This is a genomic window from Stappia sp. WLB 29, from assembly GCF_023507705.1.
Lineage (GTDB): Bacteria > Pseudomonadota > Alphaproteobacteria > Rhizobiales > Stappiaceae > Stappia.
This window is the reverse complement of the sequence record NZ_JALBGD010000009.1, coordinates 231,061-246,736: the sequence shown is the minus strand read 5'-3', so window position 1 is coordinate 246,736 and position 15,676 is coordinate 231,061. Positions and strand designations below refer to the sequence as shown.

Annotated in this window: 28 protein-coding genes; all 28 read left to right on the top strand. The window is 64.2% G+C overall.

All coding sequences use genetic code 11. The features are described from left to right. Window positions 1-48: 48 nt before the first annotated feature. The 28 genes from rpsJ to MNI96_RS17325 all read left to right on the top strand — a co-directional run bounded on the left by rpsJ (window position 49) and on the right by MNI96_RS17325 (window position 15,659). Window positions 49-357, top strand: a complete 309-nt coding sequence (gene rpsJ / locus MNI96_RS17460) for a 30S ribosomal protein S10 (RefSeq protein ID WP_067216522.1) — start codon at window positions 49-51, stop codon at window positions 355-357. A gap of 23 nt (window positions 358-380) precedes the next feature. Next, window positions 381-1,091: a 50S ribosomal protein L3 gene (gene rplC / locus MNI96_RS17455; RefSeq protein WP_067216520.1), complete on the top strand. Its 711-nt coding sequence runs from the start codon at window positions 381-383 to the stop codon at window positions 1,089-1,091. Beyond that, window positions 1,091-1,711 (top strand): 50S ribosomal protein L4, encoded by a 621-nt coding sequence (gene rplD / locus MNI96_RS17450; protein WP_067216517.1) that lies wholly within the window; start codon window positions 1,091-1,093, stop codon window positions 1,709-1,711. The genes rplC and rplD overlap by 1 nt, the downstream gene beginning before the upstream one ends. Further along, window positions 1,708-2,001: a 50S ribosomal protein L23 gene (locus tag MNI96_RS17445; RefSeq protein ID WP_067216514.1), complete on the top strand. Its 294-nt coding sequence runs from the start codon at window positions 1,708-1,710 to the stop codon at window positions 1,999-2,001. The genes rplD and MNI96_RS17445 overlap by 4 nt, the downstream gene beginning before the upstream one ends. A 16-nt stretch (window positions 2,002-2,017) precedes the next feature. Then, window positions 2,018-2,851 carry a 50S ribosomal protein L2 gene (gene rplB / locus MNI96_RS17440; protein ID WP_249695204.1) on the top strand — a complete coding sequence of 278 codons (834 nt, stop codon included), beginning with the start codon at window positions 2,018-2,020 and terminating at the stop codon, window positions 2,849-2,851. 12 nt (window positions 2,852-2,863) lie between these two features. Then, window positions 2,864-3,142, top strand: coding sequence for a 30S ribosomal protein S19 (gene rpsS, locus MNI96_RS17435; RefSeq protein WP_067216510.1), 279 nt, complete (start codon window positions 2,864-2,866; stop codon window positions 3,140-3,142). Window positions 3,143-3,144: 2 nt separating this feature from the next. Continuing rightward, window positions 3,145-3,525, top strand: coding sequence for a 50S ribosomal protein L22 (gene rplV / locus MNI96_RS17430; protein ID WP_158192883.1), 381 nt, complete (start codon window positions 3,145-3,147; stop codon window positions 3,523-3,525). After that, window positions 3,525-4,247: a 30S ribosomal protein S3 gene (gene rpsC / locus MNI96_RS17425; RefSeq protein ID WP_249695202.1), complete on the top strand. Its 723-nt coding sequence runs from the start codon at window positions 3,525-3,527 to the stop codon at window positions 4,245-4,247. The genes rplV and rpsC overlap by 1 nt, the downstream gene beginning before the upstream one ends. 44 nt (window positions 4,248-4,291) lie before the next feature. Then, on the top strand, window positions 4,292-4,705 hold the full coding sequence (gene rplP / locus MNI96_RS17420; protein WP_067216503.1) for a 50S ribosomal protein L16: 414 nt from the start codon (window positions 4,292-4,294) through the stop codon (window positions 4,703-4,705). A 23-nt stretch (window positions 4,706-4,728) separates the two neighbouring features. Continuing rightward, the gene (rpmC, locus tag MNI96_RS17415; protein ID WP_067216501.1) at window positions 4,729-4,929 is read left to right on the top strand and encodes a 50S ribosomal protein L29; all 201 of its coding nucleotides are present in this window, start codon (window positions 4,729-4,731) and stop codon (window positions 4,927-4,929) included. Window positions 4,930-4,939: 10 nt separating this feature from the next. Then, a complete protein-coding gene (rpsQ, locus tag MNI96_RS17410; RefSeq protein WP_067216498.1) occupies window positions 4,940-5,182 on the top strand; it encodes a 30S ribosomal protein S17 in 243 nt (80 codons plus the stop codon). A 56-nt stretch (window positions 5,183-5,238) separates the two neighbouring features. Next, window positions 5,239-5,607, top strand: a complete 369-nt coding sequence (gene rplN, locus MNI96_RS17405) for a 50S ribosomal protein L14 (RefSeq protein WP_067216497.1) — start codon at window positions 5,239-5,241, stop codon at window positions 5,605-5,607. Beyond that, entirely contained in the window at window positions 5,607-5,924 is a 318-nt protein-coding gene (rplX, locus tag MNI96_RS17400; protein ID WP_067216494.1) for a 50S ribosomal protein L24, read from the top strand. Before rplN ends, rplX begins: the two co-directional genes overlap by 1 nt. Beyond that, on the top strand, window positions 5,917-6,474 hold the full coding sequence (rplE, locus tag MNI96_RS17395) for a 50S ribosomal protein L5 (protein WP_067216492.1): 558 nt from the start codon (window positions 5,917-5,919) through the stop codon (window positions 6,472-6,474). The genes rplX and rplE overlap by 8 nt, the downstream gene beginning before the upstream one ends. Before the next feature lie 23 nt (window positions 6,475-6,497). Next, entirely contained in the window at window positions 6,498-6,803 is a 306-nt protein-coding gene (gene rpsN / locus MNI96_RS17390) for a 30S ribosomal protein S14 (protein WP_067216490.1), read from the top strand. A gap of 12 nt (window positions 6,804-6,815) precedes the next feature. After that, complete coding sequence (gene rpsH, locus MNI96_RS17385) at window positions 6,816-7,214, top strand: 30S ribosomal protein S8 (RefSeq protein ID WP_067216487.1); 399 nt, start codon at window positions 6,816-6,818, stop codon at window positions 7,212-7,214. Between the two features lie 43 nt (window positions 7,215-7,257). After that, on the top strand, window positions 7,258-7,791 hold the full coding sequence (gene rplF / locus MNI96_RS17380) for a 50S ribosomal protein L6 (protein WP_249695200.1): 534 nt from the start codon (window positions 7,258-7,260) through the stop codon (window positions 7,789-7,791). 11 nt (window positions 7,792-7,802) lie between these two features. Then, window positions 7,803-8,165: a 50S ribosomal protein L18 gene (gene rplR, locus MNI96_RS17375; protein WP_249695197.1), complete on the top strand. Its 363-nt coding sequence runs from the start codon at window positions 7,803-7,805 to the stop codon at window positions 8,163-8,165. A gap of 40 nt (window positions 8,166-8,205) precedes the next feature. Then, the gene (rpsE, locus tag MNI96_RS17370) at window positions 8,206-8,778 is read left to right on the top strand and encodes a 30S ribosomal protein S5 (protein ID WP_067216481.1); all 573 of its coding nucleotides are present in this window, start codon (window positions 8,206-8,208) and stop codon (window positions 8,776-8,778) included. A gap of 42 nt (window positions 8,779-8,820) precedes the next feature. Next, window positions 8,821-9,012 carry a 50S ribosomal protein L30 gene (rpmD, locus tag MNI96_RS17365; RefSeq protein WP_067216479.1) on the top strand — a complete coding sequence of 64 codons (192 nt, stop codon included), beginning with the start codon at window positions 8,821-8,823 and terminating at the stop codon, window positions 9,010-9,012. A gap of 20 nt (window positions 9,013-9,032) precedes the next feature. Continuing rightward, a complete protein-coding gene (rplO, locus tag MNI96_RS17360; protein WP_249695195.1) occupies window positions 9,033-9,503 on the top strand; it encodes a 50S ribosomal protein L15 in 471 nt (156 codons plus the stop codon). Window positions 9,504-9,552: 49 nt separating this feature from the next. Next, window positions 9,553-10,887: a preprotein translocase subunit SecY gene (secY, locus tag MNI96_RS17355; protein ID WP_249695193.1), complete on the top strand. Its 1,335-nt coding sequence runs from the start codon at window positions 9,553-9,555 to the stop codon at window positions 10,885-10,887. Continuing rightward, complete coding sequence (locus MNI96_RS17350; RefSeq protein WP_249695192.1) at window positions 10,884-11,480, top strand: adenylate kinase; 597 nt, start codon at window positions 10,884-10,886, stop codon at window positions 11,478-11,480. Before secY ends, MNI96_RS17350 begins: the two co-directional genes overlap by 4 nt. Window positions 11,481-11,638: 158 nt before the next feature. After that, the gene (rpsM, locus tag MNI96_RS17345; RefSeq protein WP_249695190.1) at window positions 11,639-12,007 is read left to right on the top strand and encodes a 30S ribosomal protein S13; all 369 of its coding nucleotides are present in this window, start codon (window positions 11,639-11,641) and stop codon (window positions 12,005-12,007) included. A 71-nt stretch (window positions 12,008-12,078) separates the two neighbouring features. Continuing rightward, window positions 12,079-12,468, top strand: coding sequence for a 30S ribosomal protein S11 (gene rpsK, locus MNI96_RS17340; RefSeq protein ID WP_249695188.1), 390 nt, complete (start codon window positions 12,079-12,081; stop codon window positions 12,466-12,468). A gap of 79 nt (window positions 12,469-12,547) precedes the next feature. Beyond that, a complete protein-coding gene (locus tag MNI96_RS17335; protein WP_249695187.1) occupies window positions 12,548-13,570 on the top strand; it encodes a DNA-directed RNA polymerase subunit alpha in 1,023 nt (340 codons plus the stop codon). A 78-nt stretch (window positions 13,571-13,648) separates the two neighbouring features. After that, window positions 13,649-14,074 carry a 50S ribosomal protein L17 gene (gene rplQ, locus MNI96_RS17330; RefSeq protein ID WP_067216462.1) on the top strand — a complete coding sequence of 142 codons (426 nt, stop codon included), beginning with the start codon at window positions 13,649-13,651 and terminating at the stop codon, window positions 14,072-14,074. Window positions 14,075-14,222: 148 nt separating this feature from the next. Further along, on the top strand, window positions 14,223-15,659 hold the full coding sequence (locus MNI96_RS17325) for a DegQ family serine endoprotease (protein WP_249695186.1): 1,437 nt from the start codon (window positions 14,223-14,225) through the stop codon (window positions 15,657-15,659). The last annotated feature ends 17 nt before the right edge of the window (window positions 15,660-15,676 follow it).

Here is a 15,676-nt window from a genome sequence, read left to right as displayed (position 1 = left end):
ATGGCGGAACGGGTGATCCGTTCCGCCGTCCCGCTCGGGGATTGAGAGATGAACGGTCAGAACATTCGGATCCGTCTCAAGGCGTTCGACCATCGGGTTCTCGATGCGTCGACCCGTGAGATCGTCAACACGGCGAAACGGACCGGTGCACAAGTGCGCGGCCCCGTGCCGCTGCCCACGCGGATCGAGAAGTACACCGTGCTTCGTGGTCCGCATATCGACAAGAAAAGCCGTGATCAGTTCGAGATGCGCACTCACAAGCGCCTCCTCGACATCGTTGATCCGACGCCGCAGACCGTGGACGCGCTCATGAAGCTCGACCTTGCGGCCGGTGTCGACGTCGAGATCAAGCTGTAAGGCGCTCACAAGGGGACACGCCGATGCGTTCTGGAGTGATCGCACAGAAGGTGGGTATGACGCGCATCTATAACGATGCGGGCGAGCATGTGCCGGTGACGGTGCTGAAGCTCGAAAACTGTCAGGTTGTTGCCCACCGGACGGAAGAGAAGAATGGCTATGTCGCGCTGCAGGTCGGCGCCGGTCTGGCCAAGGTGAAGAATACGTCGAAGGCCATGCGCGGACATTTCGCGGTTGCCAGCGTCGAGCCGAAGCGCAAGCTCGCCGAGTTCCGCGTCTCCTCGGAGAACGTGATCGAGGTGGGTGCGGAGATCACGGCCGACCATTTCGTCGAGGGCCAGTTCGTGGACGTCACGGGCACCTCGATCGGCAAGGGCTTCGCCGGTGCCATGAAGCGTCACAACTTCGGTGGTCTGCGCGCCTCTCACGGCGTGTCGATCTCGCACCGTTCGCATGGTTCGATCGGTCAGTGCCAGGATCCGGGCAAAGTCTTCAAGGGTAAGAAGATGGCCGGTCACATGGGCGCCGAGCAGGTGACCACGCAGAACCTGAAGATCGTCCGCACCGATCCGGAGCGCGGCCTGATCATGATCCAGGGCGCTGTCCCGGGATCGAAGGGTGGCTGGATCGTGGTTCGCGACGCCGTCAAGAAGGCCCTGCCGGATGGCGTGCCGATGCCGGGCGCGTTCCGTGCTTCCGCGGCCGAGGCTGCGGTCGAGAAGGAGAGCGAGTGATGGAACTTGAGGTGAAGACCCTGGACGGGGCCGCCGCCGGTTCGATCACGGTGTCGGACGAGATCTTCGGTCTCGATCCGCGCACCGACCTGATCCACCGCGTCGTGCGTTGGCAGCTCGCCAAGCGCCAGGCCGGTACTCACAAGGCCCAGCAGCGCTCGGAAGTCTCCGGCTCGACGAAGAAGTTCGTCCGCCAGAAGGGCTCCGGCGGTGCACGTCACGGCAACAAGAAGGCCCCGCAGTTCCGCGGCGGCGGCAAGGCGCATGGCCCGGTCGTGCGCAGCCACGCTCACGACCTGCCGAAGAAGGTTCGCGCCCTCGGCCTGCGTCACGCCCTTTCGGCGAAGTTCAAGGCCGACGGTCTGATCATCGTCGACGTGGCGAGCGCCGAGGAGGCCAAGACCAAGGCTCTGGCCGCGCGTCTGGCGAACCTGGGCCTGAGCAATGCGCTCGTCGTGGACGGCAGCGAGATCGATGCGAACTTCCGCCTCGCCTCGCGCAACATCCCGGCGATCGACCTGCTGCCCGTCGAAGGCCTGAATGTCTATGACATCCTGCGTCGTGAGAAGCTGGTGCTGACCAAGTCGGCGGTGACGGCTCTCGAGGAGCGGTTCAAATGACCAACCTGAAGCACTACGACACGGTCGTTTCCCCGGTGATTACCGAGAAGGCGACCTTCGCTTCGGAGCAGAACAAGGTCGTGTTCAACGTCTCGCCGACGGCGACCAAGCCCGAGATCAAGGCGGCAGTCGAGGCGCTGTTCGGCGTCAAGGTCACGGCAGTGAACACCCTGGTCCGCAAGGGCAAGGCGAAGCGCTTCCGCGGTCGTCTCGGCCAGCAGTCCGACGTCAAGAAGGCGGTCGTGACGCTTGCCGATGGCCAGTCCATCGACGTCACCACCGGACTCTGAGGGCGGAGAAGGAAAGATGGCACTCAAGACCTTTAATCCGACGTCGCCCGGTCGTCGCCAGCTGGTGATGGTCGACCGCTCGTCCCTGTACAAGGGCAAGCCGGTCAAGACGCTGACGGAAGGCCTGTCCAAAACGGGCGGCCGCAACAACATGGGCCGCACGACGTCGCCGAACCGCGGCGGCGGCCACAAGCGCCGTTATCGTCTGATCGACTTCAAGCGGACCAAGGCCGACATTTTCGCGACTGTCGAACGGATCGAGTACGATCCGAACCGGACCGCCTTCATCGCCCTCATCAAGTATGAGGACGGTGAGCTCGCCTACATCCTGGCGCCGCAGCGCCTGGCCGTCGGCGACAAGGTCGTGTCGGGCAAGCTCGTCGACGTGAAGCCGGGCAATGCGATGCCGCTGGCCTCGATCCCGGTCGGCACGATCGTGCACAATGTCGAGCTGAAGCCGGGCAAGGGCGGCCAGGTGGCCCGTTCCGCCGGTGCGTATGCCCAGATCGTCGGCCGTGACCAGGGTTACACCACGGTCCGCCTGCAGTCTGGCGAGCAGCGCCGCATCCTCGGCACCTGCATGGCCTCGATCGGCGCCGTGTCCAATCAGGACCATGGCAACATCAACCTCGGCAAGGCCGGTCGGTCGCGCTGGATGGGTCGTCGCCCGCATGTTCGCGGTGTCGCGATGAACCCGGTCGACCACCCGCACGGTGGTGGCGAGGGTCGCACCTCGGGCGGCCGTCATCCGGTCACCCCGTGGGGCAAGCCGACCAAGGGCAAGCGCACGCGTCGCAACAAGGCCACGGACAAGTTCATCGTCCGCAGCCGCCACGCGCGCAAGAAGTAAGAGGGGCCTGGAATGGCACGTTCTGTTTGGAAAGGCCCGTTCGTCGACGGCTTTCTGCTGAAGAAGGCAGAAAAGGTCCGCGCCTCGGGTCGCAACGAAGTCATCAAGATGTGGAGCCGGCGCTCGACCATCCTGCCGCAGTTCGTGGGTCTCACCTTCGGCGTCTACAATGGTCAGAAGCACGTTCCGGTTCTGGTGTCCGAGGACATGATCGGTCACAAGTTCGGCGAGTTCTCGCCGACCCGGACCTATTACGGCCACGGCGCTGACAAGAAGGCGAAGAGGAAGTAACGATGGGCAAGCCGAAGGGCGGGCGCGCGCTCGCCGATAACGAGGCGAAGTCGGTCGCCCGGATGCTGCGGGTCTCCCCGCGCAAGCTCAACCTCGTCGCGGCAACGATCCGCGGCAAGAAGGTCGAGAAGGCGCTCGCCGACCTCACCTTCTCGCGCAAGCGGATCTCCGACGACGTCAAGAAGGCGTTGATGTCGGCGATCGCCAATGCCGAGAACAACCACGATCTCGACGTCGACAGCCTTGTCGTGGCCGAAGCCCACGTGGGCAAGGCGTTCGTGATCAAGCGGTTCCAGGCGCGTGCTCGTGGCCGTGTGGGTCGGATCGAGAAGCCGTTTTCGAACCTGACCATCGTCGTCCGCGAAGTCGAGGAGACTGCCTGATGGGACACAAAGTTAACCCGATCGGTCTGCGTCTTGGCATCAACCGCACCTGGGATTCGCGCTGGTATGCGGACAAGGGCGAGTATGGCAAGCTGCTGCACGAGGATTTCCGCATCCGCGAGTACATCCTCAAGGCCCTGAAGCAGGCGGCCGTTTCCAAGGTCGTCGTCGAGCGTCCGCACCGCAAGTGCCGCGTCACGGTTCATTCCGGTCGTCCTGGCGTGATCATCGGCAAGAAGGGCGCGGACATCGAGAAGCTGCGCAAGGCTCTCTCGGACATGACCTCGTCGGACGTGCACATCAACATCGTTGAAGTGCGCAAGCCGGAAATCGACGCCCAGCTGGTCGCCGACTCGATCTCGCAGCAGCTCGAGCGCCGCGTGGCGTTCCGCCGCGCCATGAAGCGCGCCGTCCAGTCGGCGATGCGCATGGGCGCCCAGGGCATCCGCATCAACTGCGGCGGCCGTCTGGGTGGCGCGGAGATCGCTCGTACCGAATGGTACCGCGAAGGCCGCGTGCCGCTGCACACGCTGCGCGCCGACATCGACTATGGCGTGTCCACGGCGCACACCGCCTACGGCACGTGCGGCGTCAAGGTCTGGATCTTCAAGGGCGAAATCCTTGAGCACGATCCGATGGCCTCGGAGCGCCGTGCGGTTGAGGGCGACGGAACGAACCAGGGCGGCGGACGCCGCGAGCGCGAGCGCGGCCGCGCCGCCTAACGGCGCCGGTCGGTCTTGGACAGAAGCAAAGAGCGAGAGAAGAGATGCTGCAACCGAAGCGAACGAAGTTCCGCAAGCAGCACAAGGGCCGGATCCACGGCACCGCCAAGGGCGGTACGGATCTCAACTTCGGCGCCTTCGGCCTGAAGGCCGTCGAGCCGGAGCGGGTGACCGCGCGCCAGATCGAGGCGGCCCGTCGTGCCATGACCCGTCACATGAAGCGTGCGGGTCGTGTTTGGATCAGGATCTTCCCGGACGTGCCGGTTTCGTCGAAGCCGACCGAGGTCCGCATGGGTAAGGGTAAGGGTTCGCCGGACTATTGGGCCTGCAAGGTCAAGCCCGGTCGGATCATGTTCGAAATCGACGGCGTGCCGGAAGATACGGCACGTGAGGCGATGCGCCTTGCGGCAGCCAAGCTGCCGATCAAGTGCCGCTTCGTCCAGCGTATCGCCGACTGAGGCGCGACCAGGAGACTAGTGCCATGAAGGCGACAGACGTTCGGGCAAAGACCATGGACGAGCTGGGAACGGAGCTCGAGAGCCTGAAGAAGGAGCAGTTCAATCTGCGCTTCCAGCGGGCTACCGGCCAGCTTGAGAACACGGCGCGGGTCCGCCAGGTGCGCCGCGACATCGCCCGCATCCAGACGATCATGCGCGAGAAGCGCGTGGCGACAAGCGCGTAAGGAGATCGAAATGCCGAAACGCGTTCTGCAGGGTGTCGTTGTCAGCGACGCCAACGAAAAGACGGTGACGGTTCGTGTGGAGCGTCGCTTCACGCATCCGCTCTACAAGAAGACCGTTCGTCGCTCGAAGAAGTATCGGGCGCATGACGAGACCAACGCGCACAAGGTCGGGGACACCGTCCTCATCCAGGAATGCGCGCCGATCTCGAAGACCAAAACCTGGACCGTTGTCGAAGGTTCGACTGCGGACTGACGTGATTTCCGGCGCCCGGTGACGGGCGCGGCGAAAGAAGAATAAGGCGGCCAGTCATGATTCAGATGCAAACAAACCTCGACGTGGCGGACAATTCCGGCGCCCGTCGTGTCATGTGCATCAAGGTGCTCGGCGGCTCGAAGCGGAAATATGCCAGCGTCGGCGACATCATCGTCGTCAGCGTCAAGGAGGCCAATCCGCGCGGCCGCGTCAAGAAGGGCGACGTGATGAAAGCGGTCGTTGTGCGCACGGCGAAGGATATCCGCCGGCCCGACGGCTCCGTGATCCGGTTCGACCGCAATGCGGCCGTGCTGGTCAACAACAACAAGGAACCGATCGGGACCCGTATCTTCGGCCCGGTTCCGCGTGAACTGCGTGCGAAGAACCACATGAAGGTGATCTCGCTCGCGCCGGAGGTTTTGTAATGGCCGCCAAGATCAAGAAGGGCGACACAGTCGTCGTGCTTACCGGTCGTGACAAGGGCAAGACCGGTGAAATCGTCCGCATGCTGCCGGACGAGAACAAGGCTGTGGTGCGTGGCGTGAATGTGGTTCGTCGCCACCAGCGCCAGACCGCCCAGTCGGAAGGCGGCATCGTTTCGAAGGAGCTGCCGGTTCACGTGTCGAATCTGGCGCTTGCCGACCCCAAGGATGGCAAGCCGACGCGCGTCGGGTTCCAGATCAAGGAAGACGGCACCAAGGTGCGCGTGGCCAAGCGTTCGGGGGATCTGATCGATGGCTGAGACCAAGACCGCTCCGCGGCTGAAGACGGAATATCTGGAAAAGATCCGTCCGGCGCTGCAGGAGAAGTTCAACTACAAGAACCCGATGCAGATCCCGTCGCTAGAGAAGATCGTTCTCAACATGGGCGTCGGCGAAGCAGTCGCGGACAGCAAGAAGGCGAAGATCGCCGCCGACGACCTGGCGATGATCGCCGGTCAGAAGCCGGTGATCACCCGCGCTCGCACGTCCATCGCCACCTTCAAGGTGCGCGAGGGCATGCCGCTCGGTGCCAAGGTCACGCTGCGTGGCGAGCGCATGTACGAGTTCCTGGACCGCCTGATCACCATCGCGCTGCCGCGCGTTCGTGACTTCCGCGGCCTGAACGCGAAGAGCTTCGACGGACGTGGCAACTATGCCATGGGCATCAAAGAGCACATCGTGTTCCCGGAAATCAATTACGACAAGGTCGACCAGATCTGGGGCCTTGACGTGATCGTGTGCACGTCCGCGGACAATGATGACGAGGCGCGCGAGCTTCTGCGCGCGTTCAACTTCCCGTTCCGTAAGTAAACGGGAAAGAACGAGGACAGACGATGGCGAAGAAGAGCGCGATCGAGAAGAACAAGCGGCGCGAGCGGCTCGTTAAGAAGTACGCCGAGAAGCGTGCGGAACTGAAGGCTGCGGCGAAGGACGAAGGCCTTTCGCTCGAGGAGCGTTACGCAGCGCGCCTCAAGCTTGCCAAGCTGCCGCGCAACTCCGCGGAGATTCGCGTGCGCAACCGGTGCGAAGTCACCGGTCGTCCGCGCGGCTACTACCGCAAGCTGAAGATGTCGCGCGTTGCGCTTCGCGAGCTGGGCTCCAAGGGTTTGGTCCCGGGCCTCGTGAAGTCGAGCTGGTAAGGAGACGGTCCGATGGCGATTTCTGATCCCTTGGGCGATATGCTCACCCGGATCCGCAATGCCCAGATGCGGCGCAAGAGCAAGGTCTCGACGCCGGCATCGAAGCTGCGCGAACATGTGCTCGACGTTTTGGTCGCGGAAGGGTATATCCGCGGCTATTCGATGGTCGAGTACGAGGGCGGCAAGTCCGAGCTCGAGATCGAGCTGAAGTATTTCGACGGCGAACCGGTGATCCGCTCGATCGAGCGTGTCTCGAAGCCGGGTCGGCGGGTGTATTCTTCGGTGAAGAATATCCCGCGTGTCGCAAATGGTCTGGGTGTCTCGATTCTGTCCACGCCGCGTGGCGTGATGGCGGATCACGATGCCCGTGAGCAGAACGTGGGTGGCGAGGTTCTCTGCCGCATCTTCTGATGCGGCAGCCCCGCCAGGCAATTGAACTGGACAGGTTGGTCATATGTCTCGAATTGGCAAGAAGCCAGTCCCCGTGCCGAGCGGGGTAACGGCAACGATCAACGGTCAGATGGTTGAGGTCAAGGGCCCGAAGGGACAGCTGTCCTTCGAGCTCAACAACCTCGTTCTGGCCGAAATGAACGACGATGGGATTTCGATCGCGATGCGCGAGGACAGCAAGCCTGCCCGCGCCATGTGGGGCATGTCCCGCACGATGGTCGAGAACCTGGTGACGGGCGTCAGCAAGGGCTTCGAGAAGAAGCTCGAGATCACCGGCGTCGGTTATCGCGCACAGGTGCAGGGCAAGAACCTGCAGCTCGCGCTCGGTTTTTCCCATGACGTGGTCTATGCGATGCCCGAGGGCATCGAGGCCGCTTGCCCGAAGCCGACGGAAATCGTCATCACCGGCATCGACAAGCAGCGCGTCGGCCAGGTTGCTGCGGAAATCCGCAAGTACCGGCCGCCGGAGCCCTACAAGGGCAAGGGCATCCGCTATGCGGGCGAGTTCATCGTCCGTAAGGAAGGCAAGAAGAAGTAACGGACCGGATCATGGCGAAGACAAACAATGGCTTCGAACGCCGCCGCGACCGCGTCCGTCGTTCGATCAAGAAGGTTCTGAACGGCCGTCCGCGTCTGTCGGTGCACCGTTCGTCCAAGCAGATCTATGCTCAGATCATCGACGATGCGCAGGGTTGCACCCTGGTGTCCGCCTCGACGATCGAGAAGGATCTTCGTGGCACGCTGAAGACCGGCGGCAACATCTCGGCCGCGGCCGAGGTCGGCAAGCTCATCGCAGAGCGCGCCAAGGCTGCTGGTGTCACCAAGGTCGTGTTCGACCGTGGCGGCTACATGTACCACGGGCGCGTGAAGGCTCTGGCCGACGCCGCGCGCGAGGGCGGACTGGAATTCTGATCGTCGTCAAGACGCTCACAGACAAACGGAAGCGAATATTATGGCGAGACAGGATACACGGGAGCGCGGTGGCGATCGCGCCGAGCGCGACAGCGAGTTTGTCGACAAGCTCGTGCACATCAATCGCGTCGCCAAGGTTGTGAAGGGCGGACGTCGCTTCGGCTTTGCCGCACTCGTCGTGGTCGGCGACCAGAAGGGCCGCGTCGGCTTCGGTCACGGCAAGGCACGTGAGGTGCCGGAGGCGATCCGCAAGGCCACCGAGGCTGCCAAGCGCTCGATGATCCGCGTCGCTCTGCGCGAGGGTCGTACCCTGCATCACGACGTCAACGGCCGCCACGGCGCCGGCAAGGTCGTGCTGCGTGCGGCTCCGGCCGGTACCGGCATCATCGCCGGCGGCCCGATGCGCGCCGTGTTCGAGACGCTCGGCGTCCAGGACGTGGTGGCGAAGTCGCTCGGTTCGGCGAACCCCTACAACATGGTGCGCGCCACCTTCGAGGCTCTCAAGCAGGAGGACAGCCCGCGCTCGGTTGCTGCCCGCCGCGGCCTCAAGGTTTCGCAGATCCAGTCGCGTCGCCGCGACATCGACGACAGCGTGCCGGCCGCCGAGGCTTGAACCCGGCAGTTGCCGACCCCAGCTTGAGAAAGGCTTGGTTCCATGGCGAACGAAAAGACCGTCACGGTCGAGCAGGTGGGTAGCCCGATCCGGCGCCCGAAGGACCAGCGGGCAACGCTCGTCGGTCTCGGTCTGAACAAGATGCACCGCCGCTCGACGCTGAAGGATACCCCGGAAGTGCGTGGCATGATCCGGAAGGTTCAGCATCTCGTTCGCGTCGTCGAAGACGCGTAACGGATGCGGGGAGACATACGATGAAACTGAATGAACTCCGGGACAATCCGGGTGCCACCAAGGAGCGCATGCGCGTCGGCCGTGGCATTGGTTCGGGCAAGGGCAAGACCGGCGGCCGTGGCGTCAAGGGTCAGAAGTCCCGCTCGGGTGTCGCGATCAAGGGCTTCGAGGGCGGCCAGATGCCGCTGCATCGTCGCCTGCCGAAGCGCGGCTTCACCAACATCTTCGCCAAGTCCTTCAACGCCGTCTCGCTTGGCCGCGTTCAGACCGCGATCGATGCTGGCAAGCTCGACGCTTCCCAGACGGTGACCGCCGAGGCCCTCAAGGCCGCCGGCGTCATCCGCCGCGTTAAGGACGGCGTCCGCCTGCTCTCCGACGGTGAGCTGAAGGCGGGAGTGACCTTCGAGGTCTCCGGCGCCTCCAAGAACGCGCTTGCCGCGGTCGAGAAGGCCGGCGGCAAGGTCACGATTATCGGAGCCCAGGCTGAATAAGCCTGGGTTTTCCCACGTCAGATTGCTCGAGAATTGACCGGAGCCCGGAATGGCATCTGCTGCCGAACAGCTAGCGGCTAATCTGAATTTTTCAGCTTTCGCCAAAGCCGAGGAATTGAAGAAGCGTATCTGGTTCACACTGGGTGCGCTTCTTGTGTATCGGTTCGGCACTTACGTGCCGCTGCCCGGAATCAATCCGGAGGCCTTCGCCCAGGCCTTCGGCCAGGCGCAGCAGGGCATTGTCGGGCTGTTCAACATGTTTTCCGGCGGTGCCGTGGAGCGCATGGCGATCCTGGCGCTGGGAATCATGCCCTACATCTCCGCCTCGATCATCATCCAGCTGCTGACCTCGGTGGTTCCCTCGCTGGAGCAGCTGAAGAAGGAAGGCGAGCAGGGGCGCAAGGTCATCAACCAGTACACCCGCTACGGTACGGTGGTGCTGGCGACCTTCCAGGCCTACGGCATCGCCATCGGCCTCGAGAGCGCCGCCAATGTGGTGGTCGATCCGGGCTGGTTCTTCCGCATTTCCGCGGTGATCACGCTGGTCGGCGGCACCATGTTCCTGATGTGGCTGGGCGAGCAGATCACCGCCCGCGGCATCGGCAACGGCATCTCGCTGATCATCTTCGCCGGCATCGTCGCCGGTCTGCCCTCGGCCGTCGCCTCGACGCTTGAGCTCGGCCGCCAGGGTGCGCTGGCCACCCCGATCATCATCGGCATCATTCTGCTGTCGATCGTGGTGATTGCGCTGATCGTGTTCATGGAGCGCGCGCAGCGCCGGCTCCTGATCCAGTATCCCAAGCGCAATGTCGGCAACCGCATGTTCGAGGGCAACACCTCGTTCCTGCCGCTGAAGCTCAACACCGCCGGCGTCATTCCGCCGATCTTCGCCTCTTCGCTGCTGCTGGTTCCGGCGACGCTGTCCGGCCTCGGCACGACCGGCGACGAGAGCAGTTGGCTGACCACGGTCACCGCGCTGCTCGGCCACGGCCAGCCGCTCTACATGCTGCTCTACGCGGCGCTCATCGTGTTCTTCTGCTTCTTCTACACGGCGATCGTGTTCAACCCGTCCGATACGGCCGACAACCTGAAGAAGCACGGCGGCTTCATTCCGGGCTTCCGTCCGGGCGAGCGCACCGCGCAGTATATCGATTATGTGCTGACCCGGATCACGGTGGTCGGTGCCATCTACATCGTCCTGGTCTGTCTATTACCCGAATTCCTCATTTCCGCGACCGGCGTTCCGTTCTACTTCGGAGGCACCTCGCTGCTGATCATCGTCAGCGTGACCATGGATACGGTTTCCCAGATCCAGGGCCATCTGCTCGCGCATCAGTACGAAGGCCTTGTCAAGAAGGCGAAACTCAGGGGGAAGCGCAGATGAGGTTGATTTTTCTCGGACCGCCGGGCGCCGGCAAGGGAACGCAGGCCGCTCGGCTGGTCGAGAAGTACGGAATTCCGCAGCTTTCCACCGGTGACATGCTGCGCGCCGCCGTTGCGGCCGGCACGCCGGTCGGCCTGCAGGCCAAGGCGGTGATGGATGCCGGCGGCCTCGTGTCCGACGAGATCGTCATCGGCATCGTCGCCGACCGGATCGAGGAAGCGGACGCCCAGAAGGGGTTCATCCTCGACGGCTTTCCGCGCACCGTCGCCCAGGCCGAGGCGCTCGACCACATGCTGGCCGGCAAGGGGCTGAAGCTCGATATGGTGCTGGAACTGGAGGTCGATCAATCGATCCTCGTCGACCGCATCATGAAGCGCGCCGCCGATGCCAAGGCCGCTGGGCAGCCGGTCCGCAAGGACGACGATCCGGAGGTCTTCAAGCAGCGGCTCGAGGCCTATAACCGCGACACCGCGGTGGTGGCTCCCTACTATCGCCGCCGCGGACAGCTGGTCGGCATCGACGGCATGAAGCCGATCGACACCGTCTCGGCACAGATCGATTCCGCGCTTGACGCGGTGGCGGCTGCGGGCTAAGGCTCGCGGCTCCAGCAAAACGCCTGCATCCGGACCGCGTGAAACGCGCGGCACGGGTGCGTTTGCGCTTTCCTCCGCAGGGGCCGGGCTCCACCGGACGCGGGGACAACCCGGCGCGGTCCTCACCCCGAGGTCGCGCCATTGACATGGAGACGGCAGTGGCCCGTATCGCAGGTGTAAATATCCCGACCAACAAGCGCGTCGTCATCGCGCTTCAGTACATTCACGGCATTGGCTCGAAGTTCGCGCAGGAAATCATCGAGAAGGTGAACATTGCGCCCGAGCGCCGCGTCAACGAGCTGTCCGACGCCGAAGTGCTCGCGATCCGCGAGACCATCGACCGCGACTATATGGTCGAGGGCGATCTGCGTCGTGAGACGGCCATGAACATCAAGCGTCTGATGGACCTTGGCTGCTATCGCGGCCTGCGCCATCGTCGCGGTCTTCCGGTGCGCGGCCAGCGTACCCATACGAACGCCCGCACCCGCAAGGGTCCGGCGAAGCCGATTGCCGGCAAGAAGAAGTAATCTCACTGGCAATCAGGCCCGGTGGAGCCGCCGACTTACGGCGGTGACGAGATCGACCAAAGGACAAAGACATGGCTAAAGACACCACGCGCGTCCGCCGCCGCGAGCGAAAGAATATTTCCTCCGGCGTGGCGCATGTGAACTCCACGTTCAACAACACGATGATCACCATCACCGACGCACAGGGCAACACGATCTCCTGGTCGTCTGCCGGTGCGATGGGCTTCAAGGGCTCGCGCAAGTCGACCCCGTATGCCGCCCAGGTCGCGGCCGAGGACGCTGCCCGCAAGGCGGCCGAGCACGGCATGCGCACCCTCGAGGTCGAGGTTCGCGGTCCCGGGTCGGGCCGTGAGTCCGCTTTGCGCGCCCTGCAGGCCGCCGGCTTCATGGTGACCTCGATCCGCGACGTGACGCCGATCCCGCACAACGGGTGCCGTCCGCGCAAGCGCCGCCGCGTCTGACGCTCAGCCGCATATCGTTCATTCCCATGGCACAGCATGGCCGGTCCTCGAGACCGGCGGGACAGCCGGAGGATAAGAATTGAGCATTCACAAAAACTGGCAGGAACTGATCAAGCCGAACAAGCTCGAGGTGAAGCCCGGCCACGACCCGCGTGTCGTCGGCACGGTCGTCGCCGAGCCGCTTGAGCGTGGCTTCGGTCTGACGCTGGGCAATGCCCTGCGCCGCGTGCTTCTGTCTTCGCTCCAGGGCGCGGCAGTGACGGCGGTGCAGATCGACGGCGTCCTGCACGAGTTCTCGTCCATTCCGGGCGTGCGGGAAGATGTCACCGACATCGTCCTGAACATCAAGGAAATCGCGCTGCGCATGCAGGGCGAGGGCCCCAAGCGCATGGTCGTGCGCAAGCAGGGTCCGGGCGTGGTGACGGCCGGCGACATCCAGACGGTCGGCGACATCGAGGTTCTCAACCCCGATCTCGTCCTTTGCACCCTCGACGAGGGCGCGGAGATCCGCATGGAGTTCACGGTCGACACCGGCAAGGGCTACGTGCCGGCGGAGCGCAACCGTCCGGAAGATGCTCCGATCGGGCTCATCCCGGTCGACAGCCTCTACTCCCCGGTCAAGAAGGTCTCCTACAAGGTCGAGAACACCCGTGAAGGCCAGGTTCTCGACTACGACAAGCTGACCCTGAACGTGGAGACCGACGGTTCGGTTTCTCCGGAAGATTCCGTCGCATTCGCGGCGCGCATCCTGCAGGACCAGCTTTCGATCTTCGTCAACTTCGAAGAGCCGCGTCGCGAAGTGAAGGAGGACACCGTCCCCGAACTCGCGTTCAACCCGGCGCTTCTGAAGAAGGTCGACGAGCTGGAGCTGTCGGTGCGTTCGGCCAACTGTCTGAAGAACGACAATATCGTGTATATTGGCGATCTCATTCAGAAGACCGAGGCGGAGATGCTGCGCACCCCGAACTTCGGCCGCAAGTCGCTCAACGAGATCAAGGAAGTTCTCGCCCAGATGGGGCTCCATCTCGGCATGGAAGTGGCCAACTGGCCGCCGGAGAACATCGACGAGCTCGCCAAGCGTTACGAGGATCATCAGTACTGATCGCGCGAAAGCGCGGTCTTCCAAGGGACAGGCGGCGGCACGCAAGAGACGTGACCGCCAGACAAAAAGGAGAGAGCCATGCGCCACGGCAATCGCGGCCGCAAGCTCAACCGGACATCCAGCCATCGCAAGGCGATGTTTGCCAACATGTCCGCTTCGCTGATTGAGCATGAGCAGATCGTGACGACCCTCCCGAAGGCCAAGGAACTGCGGCCGATCGTGGAAAAGCTCGTCACCCTCGGCAAGCGTGGTGACCTGCATGCCCGCCGTCAGGCGATCGCGCAGATCCGCGACGTTGCCCTCGTTCGCAAGCTGTTCGACACGCTTGCCGAGCGCTACAAGGGCCGCAACGGCGGCTACACCCGTGTTCTCAAGGCCGGGTTCCGCTACGGCGACAATGCCCCGATGGCCGTGATCGAGTTCGTCGATCGCGACGTCGACGCCAAGGGCGCGGTCGACCGGGCGCGCAACGAGGCTGCCGAGGGCGCCGAAGCTGCGGCTTGATCTTGCGGGCGAACCTCGCATTCGCATTCGCACACGGAAAGGCGGCCTTCGGGTCGCCTTTTTTGTTAGGTTTGGCTCGACTGTCCAAAGGCGGGGCATGAGTCGTTCCGGCCATGCCCGGCGCCGCAAATCGGTGAGGTTTCCAGGGATGTCCGTCTACACCCTCGCAGGCCGCGCTTCGCTCGCGCTTGCCACCGTCCTTCTCATTACGTTCGCCGGCGCCGGCGTGCCCGGTGCCCAGGAGCGGACAGCGCCGCGCGATGCGGCCGAGCTCCGCCTGTCCTTCGCGCCAGTGGTGCAGCAGGCCGCGCCGGCGGTCGTCAACGTCTATGCCAGCCGCACGGTGCAGAGCCGCCCGGTCTCGCCCTTCTTCGACGATCCGTTCTTCCGCCGCTTCTTCGGCGGGCCGGGCCAGGACATGGGGCGCCCGCGCGAGCGTGTACAGTCCTCGCTCGGCTCCGGCGTCATCGTGTCGGCCGACGGCATCATCGTCACCAACAACCACGTGATCGCGGAAGCGGACGCGGTGCGGGTGGCGCTGGCCGACCGGCGCGAGTTCGATGCCGAGATCGTGCTGAAGGACGAGCGCACGGATCTCGCCATCCTGCGGGTGAGGGATGCGTCCGAGACCTTCCCGCATATCGAGTTCGCCGATTCCGACACACTCGCTGTCGGCGATATCGTGCTGGCCATCGGCAATCCCTTCGGCGTCGGCCAGACGGTCACGCAAGGGATCATCTCGGCGCTGGCCCGCACCAGGGTGGGCGTTTCCGACTACCAGTTCTTCATCCAGACGGACGCGGCCATCAATCCGGGCAATTCCGGCGGCGCGCTGGTCGACATGGAAGGCCGGCTGGTCGGCATCAACACGGCGATCTTCTCTCGCTCCGGCGGGTCCAACGGCATCGGCTTCGCCATTCCGTCCAATATGGTGCATTTTGTCGTCGACGCGGCGGAGAACGACGGCCGCGTGCGCCGGCCCTGGCTCGGTGCCAGCCTGCAGACCGTCAGCGCCGAGATCGCCGAGGCGCTCGGCCTCGACCGCCCCAGCGGCGTTCTGGTGACCGTGGTCGGTGCCGGCAGTCCGGCAGAGCGCGCCGGGCTCAAGGTCGGCGACCTGATCACCCATGTCGGCGATATTGAAGTGACGGATCCGGACAGCTTCGGCTATCGCTTCGCCACCCGCACGCTCGGTTCCACAACCATATTGACGGTCGTACGGCCGCGCGGCGAGGTGAAGCTGGAGGTGGCGCTGGAGGCGGCGCCCGAAACCGTCCCGCGCGATGCACGCGAGATCTCCGATTACTCGCCCTTCGCCGGCACGACGGTGATGAACCTGTCGCCGGCCGTTGCCGAGGAACTGCGTCTCGACGGTTTCGACACGGGCGTCGTCATCACCAGGATCGAGCCCGGCTCGCCGGCCGCCCGCGTCGGGCTGCAGGTCGGGGACGTGGTCCAGACCATCAACGGCCGCGAGGTCGACACCACCCGCACGCTGCAGCGCATCGCCGGCAGCGATCCGGGCGTCTGGCGGCTGGAGATCCGGCGCGGCGGCCGAGTGCTCAGGATAGCGCTGAGGGGTTGAGGCGGCAGGAACAGGGC

What these genes read in the sequence shown, in the direction of transcription:
- rpsJ (WP_067216522.1), top strand. Translation starts at nt 49, where the DNA reads ATGAACGGTCAGAACATTCGGATCCGTCTCAAGGCGTTCGACCATCGG.
- rplC (WP_067216520.1), top strand. Translation starts at nt 381, where the DNA reads ATGCGTTCTGGAGTGATCGCACAGAAGGTGGGTATGACGCGCATCTAT.
- rplD (WP_067216517.1), top strand. Translation starts at nt 1,091, where the DNA reads ATGGAACTTGAGGTGAAGACCCTGGACGGGGCCGCCGCCGGTTCGATC.
- MNI96_RS17445 (WP_067216514.1), top strand. Translation starts at nt 1,708, where the DNA reads ATGACCAACCTGAAGCACTACGACACGGTCGTTTCCCCGGTGATTACC.
- rplB (WP_249695204.1), top strand. Translation starts at nt 2,018, where the DNA reads ATGGCACTCAAGACCTTTAATCCGACGTCGCCCGGTCGTCGCCAGCTG.
- rpsS (WP_067216510.1), top strand. Translation starts at nt 2,864, where the DNA reads ATGGCACGTTCTGTTTGGAAAGGCCCGTTCGTCGACGGCTTTCTGCTG.
- rplV (WP_158192883.1), top strand. Translation starts at nt 3,145, where the DNA reads ATGGGCAAGCCGAAGGGCGGGCGCGCGCTCGCCGATAACGAGGCGAAG.
- rpsC (WP_249695202.1), top strand. Translation starts at nt 3,525, where the DNA reads ATGGGACACAAAGTTAACCCGATCGGTCTGCGTCTTGGCATCAACCGC.
- rplP (WP_067216503.1), top strand. Translation starts at nt 4,292, where the DNA reads ATGCTGCAACCGAAGCGAACGAAGTTCCGCAAGCAGCACAAGGGCCGG.
- rpmC (WP_067216501.1), top strand. Translation starts at nt 4,729, where the DNA reads ATGAAGGCGACAGACGTTCGGGCAAAGACCATGGACGAGCTGGGAACG.
- rpsQ (WP_067216498.1), top strand. Translation starts at nt 4,940, where the DNA reads ATGCCGAAACGCGTTCTGCAGGGTGTCGTTGTCAGCGACGCCAACGAA.
- rplN (WP_067216497.1), top strand. Translation starts at nt 5,239, where the DNA reads ATGATTCAGATGCAAACAAACCTCGACGTGGCGGACAATTCCGGCGCC.
- rplX (WP_067216494.1), top strand. Translation starts at nt 5,607, where the DNA reads ATGGCCGCCAAGATCAAGAAGGGCGACACAGTCGTCGTGCTTACCGGT.
- rplE (WP_067216492.1), top strand. Translation starts at nt 5,917, where the DNA reads ATGGCTGAGACCAAGACCGCTCCGCGGCTGAAGACGGAATATCTGGAA.
- rpsN (WP_067216490.1), top strand. Translation starts at nt 6,498, where the DNA reads ATGGCGAAGAAGAGCGCGATCGAGAAGAACAAGCGGCGCGAGCGGCTC.
- rpsH (WP_067216487.1), top strand. Translation starts at nt 6,816, where the DNA reads ATGGCGATTTCTGATCCCTTGGGCGATATGCTCACCCGGATCCGCAAT.
- rplF (WP_249695200.1), top strand. Translation starts at nt 7,258, where the DNA reads ATGTCTCGAATTGGCAAGAAGCCAGTCCCCGTGCCGAGCGGGGTAACG.
- rplR (WP_249695197.1), top strand. Translation starts at nt 7,803, where the DNA reads ATGGCGAAGACAAACAATGGCTTCGAACGCCGCCGCGACCGCGTCCGT.
- rpsE (WP_067216481.1), top strand. Translation starts at nt 8,206, where the DNA reads ATGGCGAGACAGGATACACGGGAGCGCGGTGGCGATCGCGCCGAGCGC.
- rpmD (WP_067216479.1), top strand. Translation starts at nt 8,821, where the DNA reads ATGGCGAACGAAAAGACCGTCACGGTCGAGCAGGTGGGTAGCCCGATC.
- rplO (WP_249695195.1), top strand. Translation starts at nt 9,033, where the DNA reads ATGAAACTGAATGAACTCCGGGACAATCCGGGTGCCACCAAGGAGCGC.
- secY (WP_249695193.1), top strand. Translation starts at nt 9,553, where the DNA reads ATGGCATCTGCTGCCGAACAGCTAGCGGCTAATCTGAATTTTTCAGCT.
- MNI96_RS17350 (WP_249695192.1), top strand. Translation starts at nt 10,884, where the DNA reads ATGAGGTTGATTTTTCTCGGACCGCCGGGCGCCGGCAAGGGAACGCAG.
- rpsK (WP_249695188.1), top strand. Translation starts at nt 12,079, where the DNA reads ATGGCTAAAGACACCACGCGCGTCCGCCGCCGCGAGCGAAAGAATATT.
- rplQ (WP_067216462.1), top strand. Translation starts at nt 13,649, where the DNA reads ATGCGCCACGGCAATCGCGGCCGCAAGCTCAACCGGACATCCAGCCAT.
- MNI96_RS17325 (WP_249695186.1), top strand. Translation starts at nt 14,223, where the DNA reads ATGTCCGTCTACACCCTCGCAGGCCGCGCTTCGCTCGCGCTTGCCACC.